The sequence below is a fragment of the Streptomyces sp. NPDC017056 genome (assembly GCF_044332485.1).
Lineage (GTDB): Bacteria > Actinomycetota > Actinomycetes > Streptomycetales > Streptomycetaceae > Streptomyces.
Genome location: NZ_JBIRPD010000011.1, coordinates 296,675 through 313,761 on the forward strand (window position 1 = coordinate 296,675; position 17,087 = coordinate 313,761).

Sequence of the window (17,087 nt, forward strand, 5' to 3'; positions counted from 1 at the left end):
CCCGGACCCATCTGGTCCGGGGCTCAAAGCTCACGTTGCGTGGTGGCTTCTCCCGAGCGCTCAAGGGCGCCGGGGGAGCGTTGGGGGTACTGCGCGCTGCGGCTCGGGGGCCACGGGGGCGTCTGGCGGTCAGGCGCTGGCGTTGCGCGCCCGGTTGCGAGCTGCGCGGCGCTTCATGGCGCGGCGCTCGTCTTCGCTGAGACCACCCCAGACGCCGGAGTCCTGGCCGGACTCCAGCGCCCACTGCAGGCACTGCTCCATGACGGGGCAGCGGCGGCAGACGGCCTTGGCTTCCTCGATCTGCAGCAGCGCAGGACCGGTGTTGCCGATGGGGAAGAAGAGCTCGGGGTCTTCCTCGCGGCAAACGGCGCGGTGACGCCAGTCCATGGCTGCTCCATCTCCTCGTGTGACGGGATCGTTGCTTGTGAATGTGAACGCTTTCACGAATCCCTCCACAAGGGAAGGGCCGAACCCCAGTTGGAGAACTGGTGCGGTCCTGAAGAATGAGGAGGAGGATTCGGGCTCTCAAGGGGGCCGGTAGAAACGGCCGTCCCGATCGCCATGAAGAGACTCGCAAACCTCGGCGGCGGATACAACCCCTTCCGGAAACTTTTTTTTGATTCCTTGGTGTCGCCTAGGTCACAGCCGTACTTCTAGGGGGTGGAAGTCAGCCTAAACGTTCGAGTGAAAGGACTTTAGGCCCTACTGCTCACACAATCACACGCAGTGCACGGCGAACGCCTGTGAACGTCACGCTCGTACGGAGCCCCAGGTGGTCACCGTCCATCTGAAAGGGCAGTGGGGCCTGCGAATGCAAGGTGAAGTCCGTCAAGTCATGGAGTGAGACCACGTGCTTGCCCCGGGGGCCGCGCTCCGGTGTTGACGCCAGCAGTTGGGTCGCGTAGCGGGTCACCGCAGACGCGGACAACTTGGACAGGGCGAACACGTCCAGCGCCGCGTCGAAGGACGCCGCCGGCGCCGGGTAGACCGGCCGGTTGCCCAGGTAGGTCCAGGGGGCGGTGTTGCAGATTATCGACATCACCAGGTGCTCCACGGGGTCCTCGCCCGGGCGCTCCAGCGTGATCGTGCCGTGCCGGCGGTTCGACTCGCCGACGTACTGGCGCAGCACCTGCCGCATATACAGCGCGTGCGTCGACCGCTTGCCGCGCTCCCGCTGCTGCTCGACCCGCCCGACCACGCCGGCGTCGAACCCGAAGCCCGCGCAGAACGTGAACCAGCGGGCCGGTACGCCCTCGTCCTCGGTGCCCGGGGTGCCGGCGGCCAGGCCCAGGCCGACCGTGCGCTCGCTGCCGTCACGCAGCGCGTCCAGAAGGGCACCCGTCGCCTCGACCACGTCGTTCGGCAGGCCGAGGGCGCGGGCGAAGACGTTGGTGGAGCCGCCGGGCACGACGGCGAGCCGCGGGAGCGCGTCCGGGTCGGGGCCGTGCGTCAACAGGCCGTTGACGACCTCGTTCACCGTGCCGTCGCCGCCGAGCGCGACGACCAGCTCGACCTGGCCGCCTTCGGCCGCCTGCCGGGCCAGGTCGCGGGCGTGTCCGCGGTACCGGGTCTCGGCGACCTCCAGCTTCAGATCGCTGGCCAGCGCGTGGGTGAGGACTTCACGTGTGCGCGCACTGGTGGTGGTAGCTGCGGGATTGACCACGAGAAGTGCGCGCATGTGGAGAGGGTACCTACCTGCCGGTACCCGACCCACTCCCTGCCCACCGTGCGGAGGGGGGCCCGGGGCTACCCTGCTGGGGTGAGCAGTAAGCAGAAGCGGCCCGCGGCCGAGGCGGCCAAGCAGTCCCGGCCGGCCGAGGCGACGCAGACGGACAAAACGGGCGGACAGCGCGTACGGGCCGGTGGCGCGAAGGCCGGTGCCCGCCGCGAACCCGCGAAGGGCGGCCCGTCCGCCAAGGGCGCCAAGCCGGGGCGGACCGCCGAGGCGGCCGCTCCCGTACCGGAAGGGCCGCGTCCGGTACGGCTGGGTGTCGCCGCGGTGCTCACCGCCGTCGAAGGGGTCGCACTGGCAGCGCTCGGCATCTCCATGCTGGTCGTGGGCCTGACCGGCTCGCCGGACAGCCCCCGGCAGGCGGAGACCGGCGGTCTGACGGTGCTCGCGCTGGCGGTGCTGCCGCTGATCGCGGCGCGCGGGCTGTGGCTGCGGCGCCGCTGGAGCCGCGGGCCCTCGCTGATCACGCAGATCGTCGCGCTGCCGGTGGCCTGGACGCTGGTCAACGGCGGTGGCGCACTGATCGCGGGCGGCATCGGACTGGCGGTGGTCGCGCTCGTGGTGCTCGCCCTGCTGGTGAACCCGACGGCCACCGAAGCGCTGGGCATCACGCCGCGGGACTGAGGACGCACCGGAAGAGGTACGCCCGAAAGAGGTACGCGTCGTACGCGTTGCGGGGTGGTGGCCCGCCCGCCCGGGTCGTCGGGCCCCGGGTCCGGAGCGTGGGTGTCCCGGGCGGTGCGGCCGGGTGCGGTAGGCGCCGGGCGGTAGAAGTTCCGGTTCCGGAGGGTCGCTGTCGGCCGGCGCGGGGACGAGCCGGGTCCGGGCGGCCGTGTACGCCGCCGGTCGTCCGGCGCCGTCGGTGGGCCGCCCGCATCCAGGTGCGGTGGGGCTACTCCTCCACCAGCAGCTTCTCGCGGAGCTGGGCCAGGGTGCGGGCCAGCAGGCGGGAGACGTGCATCTGGGAGATGCCGACCTCCTGGGCGATCTGCGACTGGGTCATGTTGCCGAAGAAGCGCAGCAGCAGGATCTTCTTCTCGCGCGGCGGCAGGTCCTCCAGCAGCGGCTTGAGGGACTCGCGGTACTCCACGCCCTCCAGCGCCTCGTCCTCGGCGCCCAGGGTGTCGGCGACGGCCGGCGACTCGTCGTCGGTGTCCGGGACGTCGAGGGAGAGCGTGCTGTAGGCGTTCGCCGATTCGAGGCCCTCCAGGACCTCTTCCTCGGAGATCGACAGATGCTCGGCCAGCTCGTGGACCGTGGGGGCGCGGCCGTGGCGTTGGGAGAGCTCGGCGGTCGCCGTGGTCAGCGACAGCCGCAGCTCCTGGAGGCGGCGGGGCACCCGGACCGCCCAGCCCTTGTCGCGGAAGTGCCGCTTGATCTCGCCGACGACGGTGGGCGTGGCGTACGTGGAGAACTCCACGCCGCGGTCCGGGTCGAAGCGGTCCACGGACTTGATCAGACCGATGGTGGCGACCTGGGTCAGGTCGTCCAGCGGCTCGCCGCGGTTGCGGAAGCGCCGGGCCAGGTGCTCGACGAGCGGCAGGTGCATGCGCACGAGCGTGTTGCGCAGCTCGGCGCGCTCCGCCGAACCGTCGGGGAGCTTGCGCAGCTCGTAGAACATCGCCCGCGCGCCGCTCCGGTCATGGGGGTCATGAGGGTGGTGCGGGGTGTGCGGATCGCGCTCTTCGTGCCTGTGCTCGCTCTGGTCCATGTGGTCCGCCCGCTCTGCCTGCTCCGCCGCGTCCAACCGGCCGCCGTGGTCATCCGCGCCCACCGGTTGCGGCCGGGCATGCTGCTCGGGGATGGCCACGCCGGGCGCCATCCGCGTGCCGCGTTCAAGATCCTTCACGGGGCCCCCTGTTCGGTCATGACGGTCCGGGACCGGTGCCGCGCTCCTTGTACAGGCTGATCGTGACTGTACGGTCGTCCGCGACGGTGGAGTCGACCTTGCCGGCCAGCGCGGAGAGCACCGTCCAGGCGAAGGTGTCGCGCTCGGGGGCGCGCCCGTCGGTCGTCGGGGCCGAGACGGTCACCTGCAGCGCGTCGTCCACCAGGTGGAAGACGCAGCTCAGTACGCTGCCCGGCACGGCCTGTTGCAGAAGGATCGCGCACGCCTCGTCCACGGCGATGCGCAAGTCCTCGATCTCGTCGAGGGTGAAGTCCAAGCGGGCTGCGAGGCCGGCCGTGGCCGTACGCAGCACCGACAGGTAGGCACCCGCAGCGGGCAGCCGGACTTCCACGAAGTCCTGGGTCCCGGGCTCGCCTGCGATCTGGGACACCCTCACCTCCAAGGTGACACAAGCTGGTTGAGCTGATATTCGCGCCGGTCGCGGCCCCTCTCGTGACAAGAGGAGAACGATCCGGCGCGGCACATGGTTCGCCTGCGACGCTATCGCGATCTGCGGGGCGGTGTCGCCCGGGAGGGGCAGGGCCGCCTCCCGGCACGACGGTCGGACTCGCAACGCCCCGTAGTCGTACGACTGTCACTCATTGTAAGCCTACGGGTACGGACAGTGGCTAGGGGTCTGCACCGCCAAATCGAAACTGATTACGCTGCGTTGACGCTCCGAGCGCCCGCGAGGTTGTGCAGCGCATCTCCAGTGAGCCGGAAGACGGTCCATTCGTCCATGGGTTCCGCGCCGATCGACCGGTAAAAACCGATGGACGGTTCGTTCCAATCCAGGACTGACCACTCGAAACGCTCGTAGCCGCGCTCGACGCAGATCTCCGCGAGGGCCGCCAGGAGCGCCTTGCCGTGGCCGCCGCCGCGCGCCTCGGGGCGGACGTAGAGATCCTCCAGATAGACACCGTGCGTGCCCGTCCACGTGGAGAAGTTGCGGAACCACAGAGCGAAGCCGACGGGGCCTTCGGCACCCTCGGCTATGAGCGCGAACGCGGCCGGGTGCGCACCGAAGAGGGCCTCGCGAAGCTGCGCCTCGGTCGCCTTGGCGGCCTCCGGGACCCGCTCGTACGTGGCCAGCTCACGGATCATCGTGTGGAGGACGGGTACGTCGTCGACCGTCGCGGTACGGATCATGCCTGAAGGCTAGCGGGCGGCACTGACAACCGGCGCCGGGGACCGGAAAACCCGGCTCCGGGCGCGGTGGTGTCAGACCAGGGTCTGGTCCGCGAAGCACCAGCGCCAGGTCTCGCCGGGTTCGAAGGAGCGCATGACGGGGTGGCCGGTCGCCTCGAAATGGCCCGTCGCGTGCCGGTACGGCGAGGAGTCGCAGCAGCCGACGTGCCCGCACACCAGGCACAGCCGCAGCTGGACGGGGTGGCTGCCGGCCGCCAGGCACTCCGGGCAGGTCTCGCTCAGCGGGGCCGGCTCGGGGCGCGGCAGTTCGGGAACGTGCGTGCACTCGCTCATGATTGCCAGGTTAGAGCGCATGGGCGGTCGCGGCAGACGTGACCGCGGAGACCGGGGCGGCGCGGTGCGGCCACGGCGGGACGGGACGGGACAAGACCGATGGACGTGATGCCACTTCTGCTGCTGGTCGCGGGGAGCGCGGCGGTCGCCGGGGCCGCCCGGCGCACGCCCGTGCCGGGGCCACTGCTGCTCGTCGCCGCCGGACTGGCGGCCGCGTACATCCCCGGCGTACCCGATTACACGCTCGACCCGCACATCGTGCTGCCGCTGCTGCTGCCCCCGCTGCTGCACACCGCGGCGCTGGAGAGCTCGTACCTGGACCTGCGGGCCAACCTGCGGCCTGTGGCGCTGCTGTCGGTCGGGTACGTGCTGTTCGCGACGGTCGTCGTCGGGTACGCCGCGTACCTGGTGATCCCGGACCTGCCGCTGGCGGCGGCGCTCGTCCTGGGCGCGGTGATCGCGCCGCCGGACGCGGTGGCCGCCACCGCCATCGCGCGCAAGCTGGGCCTGCCGAACCGCATCACGACCATCCTCCAGGGTGAGTCGCTGGTCAACGACGCCACCGCGATCACCGCCTACAAGGTCGCGCTGGCCGCGGCCGCCGGTGTGGGCGCGACCTGGACCCACGGCATCCGGGAGTTCGCCGTCGCGGCGCTGGGCGGGATCGGCGTCGGCGTGGTGCTGATGATCCCGCTGCACTGGCTGCGCTGCCGGCTGCGGGACGCGCCGCTGCTGGAGAACACCCTGTCGCTGCTCATCCCGTTCGTGGCCTACCAGGTCGCCGAGCAGTTCGGGGCATCCGGCGTGCTGGCCGTCGTCGTGGTCGGGCTCTACCTCGGGCACCGGTCCTGGCAGGTGGACTTCGAGACGCGGCTCCAGGAGGAGGCCGTGTGGAAGATGGTCTCCTTCGTGCTGGAGTCCACGGTCTTCGCGCTGATCGGCCTGCAGTTGCCGGTGGTGCTGCGCGGGCTGGGGGAGTTCAGCGGCGAGCAGGCCGTCTGGTACGCGGTGGTGGTCTTCGTGGTGGCGGTGATCGTGCGTTTCGTGTGGGTGTTCCCCGCGACGTTCCTGCCGCGGCTGTCGGCCCGTGTACGGGAGCGGGAGCCCGGTACGAACTGGAAGGCGCCGGTCATCGTCGGCTGGGCCGGGATGCGCGGCGTGGTGTCGCTGGCGATCGCCTTCTCGGTCCCGGTGGCGGTGCGGGACGGCGACGCGTTCCCGGCGCGCAACCTGGTGCTCTTCCTGACGTTCACGACGGTCATCGGCACGCTCGTCGTCCAGGGGCTGACGCTGCCGCCCCTGATCCGCGCACTGCGGCTGCCGGCGCGGGACGTACGGGCCGAGACGCTCGCCGAGGCGCAGGCGCAGAACGAGGCGTCACGGGCCGCGGAACGGCGCCTGGACGAGCTGCTGGAGGACGAGCGCAACGCGCTGCCGGGGCCGCTGGCGGACCGGTTGCGCACGGTCATGGAGCGGCGCCGCAACGCGGTGTGGGAGCGGCTGGGGACGGTCCACGAGGTGACGGGGGAGTCGGCGGACGACACGTACCGGCGGCTGGCGCGGGAGATGATCGACGCGGAGCGGAAGGTGTTCGTCGGGCTGCGGGACGCGCGGCGGATCGACGACGAGATGCTGCGGGTGCTGCTGAAGCGGCTGGACCTGGAGGAGGCGGCGGCGTACCGGGAAGGGGCGGACTAGGGCGTTTCAGGCGGGGAGGGCGCGCCCGTGATCACTGCCGTGACCGTGGTGCCGGGGGCGAAGGCGCCCTCTTCCGCCAGGGTGGTCAGGCCCAGCAGGAGCTTGGCCACGTAGAGGCGCTCCAGAGGGAGGCCGTGGCGGGCCTCGAAGTCGGCGGCGAAAGCCTCCAGTTCGGGGGTGCTGCGGGCGTAGCCGCCGCAGTGGAAGCGGTCGTCCAGGTCCCAGGCGCCGCGCCGGGCGCCGAAGGCCGCGAGCTGGAGCCGTTCGGTCTCGGCGGCGAGGAAGTGCGGGGTGCCGCCCCTGAGGACGGGGATGCCGAGTGCCCGCTGCCCGGGTGCCAGGCCCGCGGCCAGGCCGGCCAGGGTGCCGCCGGTCCCGCAGGCGACGGCGGCCACGTCGGTGACGTCGCGCAGCTCCCGGCCCAGGGCCGTGCACCCCTGGACGGCGAGGGCGTTGCTGCCCCCTTCCGGGATGGCGTAGTGCGGGCCGAAGCGCTCCCGGAGGGCCGCGCCGATCTCCGGCTCGGCCTTGCGGCGGTAGGTGGCCCGGTCGACGAAGTGCAGGCGCATGCCGTCGGCGACGCAGCGCGCCAGGGACGGGTTGAGCGGCTGGTCGGCCAGCTCCGCGCCGCGTATGACGCCCACCGTCGCGAACCCGAGGAGGCGGCCTGCCGCGGCGGTGGCGCGCAGGTGGTTGGAGTAGGCGCCGCCGAACGTCAGGAGCGTGTGCTCGCCGGCCTCGGCGGCGGCCCGCAGGTTGTGCTCCAGCTTGCGCCACTTGTTGCCGGGAAGCTCGGGATGTATCAGGTCGTCCCGTTTGAGGAGCAGCCGTACACCGCGGCGCGCGAACCGTTCGTCCTCGGTGTGCTGGAGGGGGGACGGCAGGCGCGGCCGCAGTGCGGCGAGGTCGGGGGCGGGAGCGGTCACGCGACCATTGTCGCGCTCGGGACGGGTTACTCGGCGCGGGCTACTTGAGCCGGGCGCCGATACGGGCGCGCATGTCCTCCATGGTGAAGCCCTTGGGGTCTATCTTGTCCGCCCGCCATTCCAGGTGGCCGATGACCGAGTACTCGTTCCAGCCATGGAAGCGGCACAGCGCCGCCGCGGCCTTCTCGATGGCTTCCAGCTGGGCTTCGGGCCAGGGGTCCGTGCCGTTGCCCAGGTTCTCGCACTCGAATCCGTAGAAATGGACGTTGCCGTCGGCGTTGTACTGGTTGGTGGGGGGCAGCTGCTTCTTCTCGGCGATCACGGCGTTCAGGACGTCGCGGTCGCCGCTGCCCGCGTGGTTGGCGCGGCCGCAGCCGACGAGGTGGACCCGGCCGTCCTTGGTGATGACGCCGTGGCACAGCGGTCCCGGCAGGGCCGAGGTGCCGTCGTAACACAGGCGTACGGTGCTCTCGGTCCCGGACGTGACGGTGTGGTGGATCACCACGCCGTGCACCGGGCCCCAGCCGCCGTGGCCTGCGCGGTTGTGCGTGCGCCACTCGCCGACCTCGACGATCTCCAGCCCCTCGTCTCTGAGGGCCTTGAGGAAGCTGTTCGCGGACATGGGTGGGGCCATGGCCGACTCCGTTCGGTGCGCGGCGGCCGCCGACCGCGCACCGCCTCATAAAACGCTTGTACTGGAACGTCAGGTCCCAGACCAGCCGTTTGGCGCGTGTGCGACCGGCTGAGCGAGCGGTTTCGGCCGCTATCCACCGCTTTCAGCCGGGGGGAGTCCGTGCCACCCGCAGCTTTCGGCCGGGTGGCCGCCGCCCTGCCCGCCGTCAGCCGCGCAGGAAGCCGTCACCATGGGTGGCGATGTGCGCCTCCAGGGCGTTGAGCGCTTCCTGGGTGGCCTGCGGGGAGCCGCTGCCGCGGCGCTCCGCGTAGTACGCCGCGCCCAGCTTCTTCAGCAGGTCGTTGCCCGCCCGCTGCTGCTGGACCTCGTCGACCTTCTGCTTGCCCTGGTTCAGCGCGCTCTGCGCCTGCTCCTTGGCGCGGTCCAGAAAGCCTGCCATTGCTGCCTCCGTGAGGTTGGGGGAGGGACGGACCGCTGGGGTCGCGGCGTCGTACCGGATCAACGGTCGGGACGCTACCCGCGTTCCCGTGCCAGTCTGGGGACATGTGCGCGGACACGGGCGGATACCGGGAGCGGGCCGCGCGGCTGTCCGGCGCGGTGGTCTGGGAGAAGCGGGCGCCCTGCGGTGTACCGGCGGTGCCGCTGCGGGTGCTGCCCGACGGCTGTACGGACCTCCTGTGGATGGACGGCCGCCTGATGGTGGCCGGGCCGGACACCACCGCGCACCTGCCCGCCACACGGCCCGGCGAACTCGTCGTCGGGCTGCGCTTCGCCCCTGGTCAGGGGCCCGCCGTCGTCGGTGTGCCGGCGCACGTCCTGCGCGATCAGCGGGTTCCGCTGGACGCGCTGTGGCCCCGGGGCGAGGTGGAGCGGCTGGCCGGGACAGTGGCCGGTAACGGATCACCCGGACGGGTGCTGGAGGAGATCGCCCTGCGCCGCTTCCGGGAGGCGGCGGACCCGCCCGACCCGGCGCGCGGCGTGATCGCCGCGGCGCTCGGCCGCGGCCGGTCCGTGGCGGAAGTGGCCCGGACGGTCGGGGTCGGCGAGCGGCAGCTGCACCGCCGCTGCCTGGAGGCGTTCGGGTACGGGCCCAAGACGCTGGCCAGGGTGCTGCGCCTCGTACGCGCGCTGGAGCTGGCCCGCGGCGGGCTGCCGTACGCGGACGTGGCGGCCCGCGCCGGGTACGCCGACCAGGCGCACCTGGCGCGCGAGGTGAAGGCGCTGGCGGGGGCCCCGCTGGGGGTGATCCTGGCTCCGGGTTAGCGTGTCCGTCATGGACTACCAGGCCGTTCTTGAGGAGGTAGCGGCCTATGCGAGGCCGTATGTCGGGCATGGGCAGGTTGCCGACTACATACCGGCGCTCGAAAAAGTGTCGGCGGATCGTTTCGGCATAGCCATCGCCGACATCAACGGCGAGGTGTACGGGGCGGGGGACTGGGAGGTCCCGTTCTCCGTGCAGTCCATATCGAAGGCGTTCTCGTTGGCCCTGGTCATGGCCAACGACAACGACGACATCTGGAAGCGGGTCGGCCGCGAACCGTCCGGCACGCCCTTCAATTCGCTGGTGCAACTGGAGTGGGAGAACGGCGTACCGCGCAACCCGTTCATCAACGCGGGCGCGCTGGTCGTCACCGACCGCCTCCAGACGCTGACCGGCGACGCCAGCACCACGATGCTGCACTTCCTGCGCGAGGAGAGCGGCAACCCGGACCTCGCCTTCGACCAGGCCGTCGCCGACTCCGAGGCCGACCACGGCGACCGCAACGCCGCGCTCGCCCACTTCATGGCCAGCTTCGGCAACCTGGAGAACCCCGTCCCCAGCGTCATCGAGCACTACTTCTGGCAGTGCTCGATCGAGATGAGCTGCCGCGACCTGGCGACGGCCGGCGGCTTCCTGGCCCGGCACGGGCTGCGCGCCGACGGCAGCCGCCTGCTGGAGGCGCGCGAGGCCAAGCGGATCAACGCGGTGATGCTGACCTGCGGCACGTACGACGCGGCGGGGGAGTTCGCCTACCGGGTGGGGCTGCCGGCCAAGAGCGGCGTCGGTGGCGGCATCGTCGCGGTGGTGCCGGGCCGCTGCACGCTGTGCGTGTGGAGCCCCGGGCTGGACCGCCGGGGCAACTCGGTCGCCGGTGCGGCGGCCCTGGACCACTTCACGACGCTGACCGGCTGGTCGGTGTTCTGAGCGGGGCCGTCCTACGGGTGACGCGGGACCGCCCTACGAGTGGCGGGGCCCGCGCTGCCGGGCGCATCGTGGTGGCGAGGAGGTGCGTCGTCATGGAGCACGAGATGCGTGCCGAGTACGCGGAGGGCGGCTCGCCGGGCGGGGCGGACGCCCCGGTGCGGATGTGGCACATGGTGCGGCTGGACGGCACCCTGTCCATGTGCGGACGCGAACTGCAACCGGATGCGGCGGTGCAGTCCGCGGACGCCTGGGGCACGTCGGCGGCCGAACCCTTCTGCCACTCGTGCGGGGCGCTCTACCTGCGCGAAGTGCCGTAGCCGCACGCCTGCGGGGCGCCCGGCACCCGGCCGCTCACGGCAGCGGCGCGAACAGATCCACCCCGTGCCCGTCCGGGTCCTGGACCACGGCGTACCGCTGCCCCCAGGGCGCGTCCCACGGCTGCTTCTCGCCGGTGTACCCCGCGCCGACCAGCTCCGCGTAGACCTTGTCGACCTCGGCCGGGCCCGCGCACTCGAAGGCGAGGCCGGTAGGGGTGCCGCTGCCCGGCGGCGTCCACCCGGGATCGATGGCGCGCAGGGTGTCGTAGGAGTCCCACATCAGGCGCAGCCCGCCGGGCAGCGACGCCTCGGCGTGCGGGGCGGCGTCGGCCTCGGGCGGCACCGCGAGACCGAGGCGGCGGTAGAAGGCGAGTGCGGCCGCCATGTCGGAGACGGCCACGCCGATCGCCGCGAGGCGCGGCGTCGTGGTCACGGGTGTGGGGTGGATTGCGTTGCTCATACGGGGAGCGTAGGAAGCGGGGCCGCCCCGGGTCTTGAAGGAATCGGACACCGTTACGGAGCGGCGGCCGGCCTCACGGGCACTCGATGACCTGGCCCGCGTACGACAGGTTGCCGCCGAAGCCGAAGAGCAGCACCGGGGCGCCGGACGGCACCTCGCGGCGCTCCACCAGCTTGGACAGGGCCAGCGGCACCGAGGCGGCCGAGGTGTTGCCGGACTCGACGACATCGCGCGCGATGACCGCGTTGACCGCGCCGATGCGCTCCGCCAGCGGCTCGATCAGCCGCAGGTTGGCCTGGTGCAGGACGACACCGGCCAGGTCCGCCGGCTCGATGCCGGACCGCTCGCACACCTGGCGGGCGATGGCCGGCAGCCGGGTGGTCGCCCAGCGGTAGACGGCCTGGCCCTGCTGGGCGAAGCGGGCCGGTTCGCCCTCGATGCGGACGGCGTCGCCCATCTCCGGCACCGAGCCCCACAGCACCGGGCCGATGCCCGGTTCCGGCGACGCCGAGACGACCGCGGCGCCCGCGCCGTCCCCGACGAGCACGCAGGTCGAGCGGTCCGTCCAGTCCACCACGTCGGTGAACTTCTCGGCGCCGACGACCAGCGCGTTGACGGCGGAGCCGGCCCGGATGGCGTGGTCGGCGGTGGCCAGGGCGTGGGTGAAGCCCGAGCAGACGACGTTGATGTCCATGGCCGCGGGCGCCGGCAGGCCGAGCCGGGCGGCGACGCGGGCCGCGGTGTTGGGGCTGCGGTCGGTGGCCGTGCAGGTGGCCACCAGGACGAGGTCGATGTCCCGCGGCTCCAGACCGCTGACGGCGAGCGCCTTGGCCGCCGCCGCGGCGGCCATCGCGTCCACGCTCTCGTCGGGCGCCGCGACGTGGCGGGTGCGGATGCCGACGCGGCTGCTGATCCAGGCGTCGTCGGTGTCGACGATCGTCGCGAGGTCGTCGTTGGTGAGCACCTTGGAGGGCTGGTAGTGGCCGAGAGCCAGGACGCGTGACCCCGTCATGGGAACCCCTGTGCGTGTGCGGAGGCGGTACCCGTCCAGTGTTGGGGGTGCGGCTCCTGTGGGCGTTGCGTGATCCGCCAATTCTCGGCGGCGAGATCTGGAGGGAACGCCACGTCCGCCGCGTATACCGCGCGTACGGCGTCGGTCGTGCCGGGCGGGGACGGCGGTCCTCGGCGATCACGGGCCCAAATCCGGGCGCCCTACGCGAACCCCGCCTACTACGATCATTTGATACGACTGCTGGAGGGGCGGGAATGCTCGGGGACATCGAGGACGGGGCAGCGGCAGCAACGCGGCTCGCGGAAGGTGCGCCGCTGCACGGCACACTTGATGTCGCCGACCCCGCCGACTGGCTCGCGCTGGACGCCGGAGTGCGTGAGGTGGCCTGGCACCGCCGGGAGTTCCTGCCGGGGTGGGAGCCCTCCGCCCCACTGCCCGCCGACCTGAGCCGGCTCGGCGAGTCCCGGATCGCACTCGCCCTCTGCCACCGCTACGGGCGGATCCGCCAGGAGGCGGTGCGCCAGTCGGTTCGGTACCCCGGTCTGCTGCCTGGGCTCGCCCCGGCGATGCCCCTTCCGGCGTGCCCTCGCGCGTACGGCCCGGCCCCGGCAGTGGTTCTGCCGGGGCCGGGCCGTGTGCCGGTGTTCCCGCCGCTCAGTCGAGCGGCTTGAAGCGGCGCAGGCGGAGGCTGTTGGCCACCACGAAGACCGAGGAGAAGGCCATCGCGGCGCCCGCGATCATCGGGTTGAGCAGCCCGGCGGCGGCCAGCGGCAGCGCGGCGACGTTGTAGCCGAAGGCCCAGAACAGGTTGGCCTTGATGGTGCCGAGGGTGCGGCGGGCGAGGCGGATGGCGTCCGCCGCGGCGCGCAGGTCGCCCCGTACCAGCGTCAGGTCGCCGGCCTCGATGGCGGCGTCCGTGCCGGTGCCCATCGCCAGGCCCAGGTCGGCCTGGGCGAGCGCGGCCGCGTCGTTGACGCCGTCGCCGACCATGGCCACCGACTTCCCCTCCGCCTGGAGGGCCTTGACGACCGAGACCTTGTCCTCCGGCAGCACCTCGGCGATGACGTGTTCCGCGTCGATGCCGACCTCGGCGGCCACCGAGCCGGCGACGGCCGCGTTGTCGCCGGTCAGCAGGACCGGGGTGAGGCCGAGGGCGCGCAGCCGCCGGATCGCCTCGGCGCTGGTGGGCTTGACCGCGTCGGCGACGACGAGCACGGCCCGTGCCTCGCCGTCCCAGGCGACGGCGACCGCGGTGTGCCCGGCCTCTTCCGCGGCGGCCTTGGCGTCCGCGAGCGTGGCGGGCAGCTCGATGGCCCAGTCCGAGAGGAGCGAGGTACGGCCGACGAGGACGGCGTGGCCCTCGATGACGCCCTGGACACCGCGCCCTGCCACGTTCGCGAAGTCCTCGGGCACCGGCAGCTCGCCCGTACGCTCGGCCGCGGCGCCGGCGATGGCGCGGGCGATCGGGTGCTCGGAGGAGTGCTCCAGCGCGCCGGCCAGGCGCAGCGCGTCCGCCTCGGACACGCCGTCGGCGAGGTGGACGGCGGTGAGCGTCATCGCGCCGGTGGTGACGGTGCCGGTCTTGTCCAGGACGACGGTGTCGACGCGGCGGGTGGACTCCAGTACCTCGGGCCCCTTGATCAGGATGCCGAGCTGGGCGCCGCGGCCGGTGCCGACCATGAGGGCGGTCGGTGTGGCCAGGCCCAGCGCGCAGGGGCAGGCGATGATCAGTACGGCGACGGCCGCGGTGAACGCGGCGACCGCGCCCGCACCCGTGAGGAGCCAGTAGCCGAGGGTGCCGAGGGCCAGCGCGATGACGACCGGGACGAAGACGGCGGAGATCCGGTCGGCCAGGCGCTGGGCGGCGGCCTTGCCGTTCTGCGCGTCCTCGACCAGCCGCGCCATACGGGCCAGTTGGGTGTCCGCGCCGATCCGGGACGCCTCGACGGTGATCCGGCCGCCCGCGTTGACGGTGGCGCCGGTGACCCGGTCGCCGGGGGAGACCTCGACGGGCACCGACTCGCCGGTGAGCATCGAGGCGTCCACGGCGGAGGAGCCGTCCACGACCGTGCCGTCGGTGGCGATCTTCTCTCCCGGGCGGACCACGAAGCGGTCGCCGACGGCCAGTTCGCCGACCGGTACGCGTACCTCGCGCCCGTCCCGCAGCACCGCCACGTCCTTGGCGCCCAGCTCCAGCAGTGCTTTCAGGGCGGCGCCGGCGCGGCGCTTGGAGCGGGCCTCGAAGTAGCGCCCGGCCAGGATGAAGGCGGTGACGCCGGCCGCGGCCTCCAGGTAGATGTTGCTGCCGCCGTCGCCGCGCTCGATGGTCAGCTCGAACGGGTGGGTCATGCCGGGCATCCCGGCGTGGCCGAAGAACAGGGCCCACAGCGACCAGCCGAGCGCGGCGAGCGTGCCCATGGAGACCAGGGTGTCCATGGTGGCCGTGCCGTGCCGCAGGTTGGTCCAGGCGGCCTTGTGGAACGGCCAGGCGCCGTACGCCACGACCGGCGCCGCCAGCGTCAGCGACAGCCACTGCCAGTTGGTGAACTGGAGCGCCGGGACCATCGCCATCAGGATCACCGGTACGGCGAGGAGCACGGAGACGGTGAGGCGCTGGCGCAGCGGGGCGAGGGCGTCGGCGTCAGGTTCCGGCGCCGGGGCGGCGCCGGGTTCGGGTGGCGTCGGGGCGGGGGCCGGGGGTTCCGGGACGGTGGCCGTGTAGCCGGTCTTCTCGACGGTGGCGATCAGGTCGGCTACGCCGATGCCTGCGCCCTCCTCGTAGGCGACCTGTGCCTTCTCCGTCGCGTAGTTGACGGTGGCGGTGACGCCGTCCATCCGGTTGAGCTTCTTCTCGACACGGGCGGCGCAGGAGGCGCAGGTCATGCCGCCGATCGCCAGCTCGATGCGGTGTTCGTCGACGGTGGTGGTCATGGCTGCTCCTTGGGGGCGGGGGTGGCGGCGGGTGCTGCCGCGTCCACTGCCTGGACTGTATACCCCTAGGGGGTATCAAGGCTACCCCCCCGGGGTATCCGCCGTCCGTGTAAAACCGGTGCTGGTGCCCTCGCCCTCACTCTCGCCCTCGTTCTCCGCCGCCCGCAGGACCCGGCCGCCCAGCTCCCGCAGGTGCGCCGTCAGCTCCGCCGGTTCGTGCACGGTGAACTCGCAGCCCAGCATCGCCAGCCGGAACGCCGTCCACTCCAGGGAGTCCGGCGAGGTCCGCAGGCGGCACGACCCGTCGCCGAGCGGCTCCACCTCGGCCGCCGCGCCCCCCAGCCGGGCGCGCACCTCCGCGGCGGGCAGGTGCACGGTGGCCACCGCGACGACCCCGGGGGCCAGGCCGTGCATCCGCTCCGTCACATACGCGGCGGCGTCCGCCGCGGGCAGCTCGCGCGCCGGTGTCCGTACCCCCGTGGGGTACGGCTCGCTCAGCCGGTCCACCCGGAAGATCCGCCAGTCCGCGCGCTCGTTGTCGTACGCCACCAGGTACCAGCGGCGCCCCGCCGAGACCAGCCGGTGGGGCTCCACCAGGCGTTTGGTGCGGGTGCCGTCGAACGCCTCGTAGGCGAAGCGCAGCCGCTCCTGGTTGGCGACGGCCGCCGCCAGGACGGTCAGGTGTTCGGGGGAGACGGTCGGTCCGTCCCCGAAGGGCATCGGGACGGTGGCCGTGCCGAGCGTGCCCACGCGCCGCCGCAGCCGGGACGGCAGGACCTGTTCCAGCTTGGCCAGCGCGCGTACGGACGCCTCTTCGATGCCGTCGACGGCGTGCCCGGCCGCCGAGCGCAGGCCGACGGCGATGGCCACGGCCTCCTCGTCGTCCAGGAGCAGTGGCGGCATCGCGGCGCCTGCCGCGAGCCGGTAGCCGCCCTCGGCGCCCATCGTGGCGTGCACCGGATAGCCGAGGTCGCGCAGGCGGCCGATGTCGCGGCGGATGGTGCGCGGGGTGACCCGCAGGCGCTCGGCGAGTTCGCTGCCGGGCCATTCGCGTGGCGTCTGGAGGAGGGAGAGCAGGTTCAGCAGGCGTGCCGAGGTTTCACTCATACCGCCGATGATGCCGTGCCATGTAGGACGACATCTGTCCGGCATGTCTATGTCTATGTCTACGGCTGCGGCGGATAGTCCTTGCCGTTCAGGGCGCGGTAGATGAACCGGGTGGCCGCCTCGACGGCCTCCTCCTCGGGCATCCCGGGCGGCAGATGCGCGGGGGCGTCCAGCATCGCGCTCATCAGCGTCAGCGTGGTCCCGACGGATGCCGGCAGGTTCCGTACGTGTGCCAAGTGGTCGGCCAGGTCGTCGAGCTGCCTGCGGCGGAACTGTTCGAGGGTGTGCGCGAAGTCCTCGCTGACCAGCGCCGCCTGGCGCAGCGCGAGCACGGTTGCCGCGTGCTCCCGGTGCACCCGCCAGTGGGCGGCCACGTGGTAGCGGATCGCGTCCGGGTCGGCGAAGTCCGACTTGTGTTCCTCGGCCGCGGCGAAGGAGTCGCTCGCCGCGGCCAGCTCGGCCAGTAGTGCCTTGAGCAGTTCTTCCTTGCTCGCGAAGTGGCGGTAGAAGGAGCCCGCGGCCCGGCCGGCTTCCGCCGTGATGTCGGTGATCTTCGTGTTCAGGTAGCCGCGGTCGGCGAACAGGCGCTTGGCCGCCTCGATCAGTGCCGTCCTCGTCTCGACCGCCTGCTCCGCGCGCTTCACGTGCCCTCCAGCTTCCTTGACAGCGCACGCTAGCAGCCCACAGGATGAATGCAGATTCAGTGAATGCAGAT

At 72.3% G+C, this 17,087-nt stretch carries 20 protein-coding genes; 6 read left to right on the forward strand and 14 right to left on the reverse strand.

Going from position 1 to position 17,087, the window contains the following annotated elements:
- Positions 1-129: 129 nt before the first annotated feature.
- Both ACH4OW_RS22255 and ACH4OW_RS22260 read right to left on the reverse strand, forming a co-directional pair.
- Positions 130-387, reverse strand: coding sequence for a WhiB family transcriptional regulator (locus ACH4OW_RS22255; protein ID WP_003983230.1), 258 nt, complete (start codon positions 385-387; stop codon positions 130-132).
- Positions 388-709: 322 nt separating this feature from the next.
- On the reverse strand, positions 710-1,678 hold the full coding sequence (locus ACH4OW_RS22260) for a diacylglycerol kinase family protein (RefSeq protein ID WP_360133093.1): 969 nt from the start codon (positions 1,676-1,678) through the stop codon (positions 710-712).
- A gap of 306 nt (positions 1,679-1,984) precedes the next feature.
- Here ACH4OW_RS22260 and ACH4OW_RS22265 point away from each other — a divergent pair, with 306 nt between their 5' ends.
- The gene (locus ACH4OW_RS22265; RefSeq protein ID WP_398029779.1) at positions 1,985-2,356 is read left to right on the forward strand and encodes a hypothetical protein; all 372 of its coding nucleotides are present in this window, start codon (positions 1,985-1,987) and stop codon (positions 2,354-2,356) included.
- Positions 2,357-2,624: 268 nt separating this feature from the next.
- Here ACH4OW_RS22265 and ACH4OW_RS22270 read toward each other — a convergent pair whose 3' ends face one another.
- From ACH4OW_RS22270 to ACH4OW_RS22285, 4 genes are all read right to left on the reverse strand, one after another.
- Positions 2,625-3,554 (reverse strand): RNA polymerase sigma factor SigF, encoded by a 930-nt coding sequence (locus ACH4OW_RS22270; RefSeq protein ID WP_360133316.1) that lies wholly within the window; start codon positions 3,552-3,554, stop codon positions 2,625-2,627.
- 43 nt (positions 3,555-3,597) lie between these two features.
- A complete protein-coding gene (locus ACH4OW_RS22275) occupies positions 3,598-4,011 on the reverse strand; it encodes an anti-sigma regulatory factor (protein WP_360133087.1) in 414 nt (137 codons plus the stop codon).
- Positions 4,012-4,280: 269 nt separating this feature from the next.
- Positions 4,281-4,769 (reverse strand): GNAT family N-acetyltransferase, encoded by a 489-nt coding sequence (locus ACH4OW_RS22280; protein WP_360133084.1) that lies wholly within the window; start codon positions 4,767-4,769, stop codon positions 4,281-4,283.
- A gap of 72 nt (positions 4,770-4,841) precedes the next feature.
- Positions 4,842-5,102, reverse strand: coding sequence for a UBP-type zinc finger domain-containing protein (locus ACH4OW_RS22285; RefSeq protein ID WP_360133081.1), 261 nt, complete (start codon positions 5,100-5,102; stop codon positions 4,842-4,844).
- Between the two features lie 99 nt (positions 5,103-5,201).
- On the opposite strand from ACH4OW_RS22285, the gene ACH4OW_RS22290 reads away from it, so the two are divergent.
- Complete coding sequence (locus ACH4OW_RS22290; RefSeq protein ID WP_398029742.1) at positions 5,202-6,800, forward strand: Na+/H+ antiporter; 1,599 nt, start codon at positions 5,202-5,204, stop codon at positions 6,798-6,800.
- Here ACH4OW_RS22290 and ACH4OW_RS22295 read toward each other — a convergent pair.
- From ACH4OW_RS22295 to ACH4OW_RS22305, 3 genes are all read right to left on the reverse strand, one after another.
- Positions 6,797-7,726, reverse strand: coding sequence for a 1-aminocyclopropane-1-carboxylate deaminase/D-cysteine desulfhydrase (locus tag ACH4OW_RS22295; protein WP_398029743.1), 930 nt, complete (start codon positions 7,724-7,726; stop codon positions 6,797-6,799). The genes ACH4OW_RS22290 and ACH4OW_RS22295 overlap by 4 nt on opposite strands.
- A 40-nt stretch (positions 7,727-7,766) precedes the next feature.
- Positions 7,767-8,360 (reverse strand): peptidoglycan recognition family protein, encoded by a 594-nt coding sequence (locus ACH4OW_RS22300; protein ID WP_360133072.1) that lies wholly within the window; start codon positions 8,358-8,360, stop codon positions 7,767-7,769.
- Between the two features lie 205 nt (positions 8,361-8,565).
- Complete coding sequence (locus ACH4OW_RS22305) at positions 8,566-8,799, reverse strand: hypothetical protein (RefSeq protein ID WP_360133069.1); 234 nt, start codon at positions 8,797-8,799, stop codon at positions 8,566-8,568.
- Between the two features lie 104 nt (positions 8,800-8,903).
- Between ACH4OW_RS22305 and ACH4OW_RS22310 the strand changes: the two genes are divergently transcribed.
- The 3 genes from ACH4OW_RS22310 (at position 8,904) to ACH4OW_RS22320 (ending at position 10,862) form a co-directional block, all read left to right on the forward strand.
- Positions 8,904-9,623 (forward strand): helix-turn-helix domain-containing protein, encoded by a 720-nt coding sequence (locus tag ACH4OW_RS22310; protein WP_398029744.1) that lies wholly within the window; start codon positions 8,904-8,906, stop codon positions 9,621-9,623.
- Positions 9,624-9,633: 10 nt separating this feature from the next.
- Complete coding sequence (locus ACH4OW_RS22315) at positions 9,634-10,545, forward strand: glutaminase (protein WP_360133063.1); 912 nt, start codon at positions 9,634-9,636, stop codon at positions 10,543-10,545.
- Positions 10,546-10,637: 92 nt separating this feature from the next.
- Positions 10,638-10,862, forward strand: a complete 225-nt coding sequence (locus tag ACH4OW_RS22320; protein ID WP_360133060.1) for a hypothetical protein — start codon at positions 10,638-10,640, stop codon at positions 10,860-10,862.
- A gap of 34 nt (positions 10,863-10,896) precedes the next feature.
- On the opposite strand, the gene ACH4OW_RS22325 is transcribed toward ACH4OW_RS22320, so the two are convergent.
- On the reverse strand, positions 10,897-11,322 hold the full coding sequence (locus ACH4OW_RS22325) for a VOC family protein (protein WP_398029745.1): 426 nt from the start codon (positions 11,320-11,322) through the stop codon (positions 10,897-10,899).
- Positions 11,323-11,395: 73 nt separating this feature from the next.
- Complete coding sequence (locus ACH4OW_RS22330) at positions 11,396-12,334, reverse strand: beta-ketoacyl-ACP synthase III (RefSeq protein ID WP_398029746.1); 939 nt, start codon at positions 12,332-12,334, stop codon at positions 11,396-11,398.
- A gap of 254 nt (positions 12,335-12,588) precedes the next feature.
- Here ACH4OW_RS22330 and ACH4OW_RS22335 point away from each other — a divergent pair, with 254 nt between their 5' ends.
- On the forward strand, positions 12,589-13,005 hold the full coding sequence (locus tag ACH4OW_RS22335; RefSeq protein ID WP_398029747.1) for a hypothetical protein: 417 nt from the start codon (positions 12,589-12,591) through the stop codon (positions 13,003-13,005).
- On the opposite strand, the gene ACH4OW_RS22340 is transcribed toward ACH4OW_RS22335, so the two are convergent.
- The 3 genes from ACH4OW_RS22340 to ACH4OW_RS22350 all read right to left on the reverse strand — a co-directional run bounded on the left by ACH4OW_RS22340 (position 12,989) and on the right by ACH4OW_RS22350 (position 17,016).
- On the reverse strand, positions 12,989-15,265 hold the full coding sequence (locus tag ACH4OW_RS22340) for a heavy metal translocating P-type ATPase (protein ID WP_398029748.1): 2,277 nt from the start codon (positions 15,263-15,265) through the stop codon (positions 12,989-12,991). The genes ACH4OW_RS22335 and ACH4OW_RS22340 overlap by 17 nt on opposite strands.
- A gap of 81 nt (positions 15,266-15,346) precedes the next feature.
- On the reverse strand, positions 15,347-16,372 hold the full coding sequence (locus ACH4OW_RS22345; protein ID WP_398029749.1) for a helix-turn-helix transcriptional regulator: 1,026 nt from the start codon (positions 16,370-16,372) through the stop codon (positions 15,347-15,349).
- Positions 16,373-16,431: 59 nt separating this feature from the next.
- Complete coding sequence (locus ACH4OW_RS22350; protein ID WP_398029750.1) at positions 16,432-17,016, reverse strand: TetR family transcriptional regulator; 585 nt, start codon at positions 17,014-17,016, stop codon at positions 16,432-16,434.
- Between the last annotated feature and the right edge of the window lie 71 nt (positions 17,017-17,087).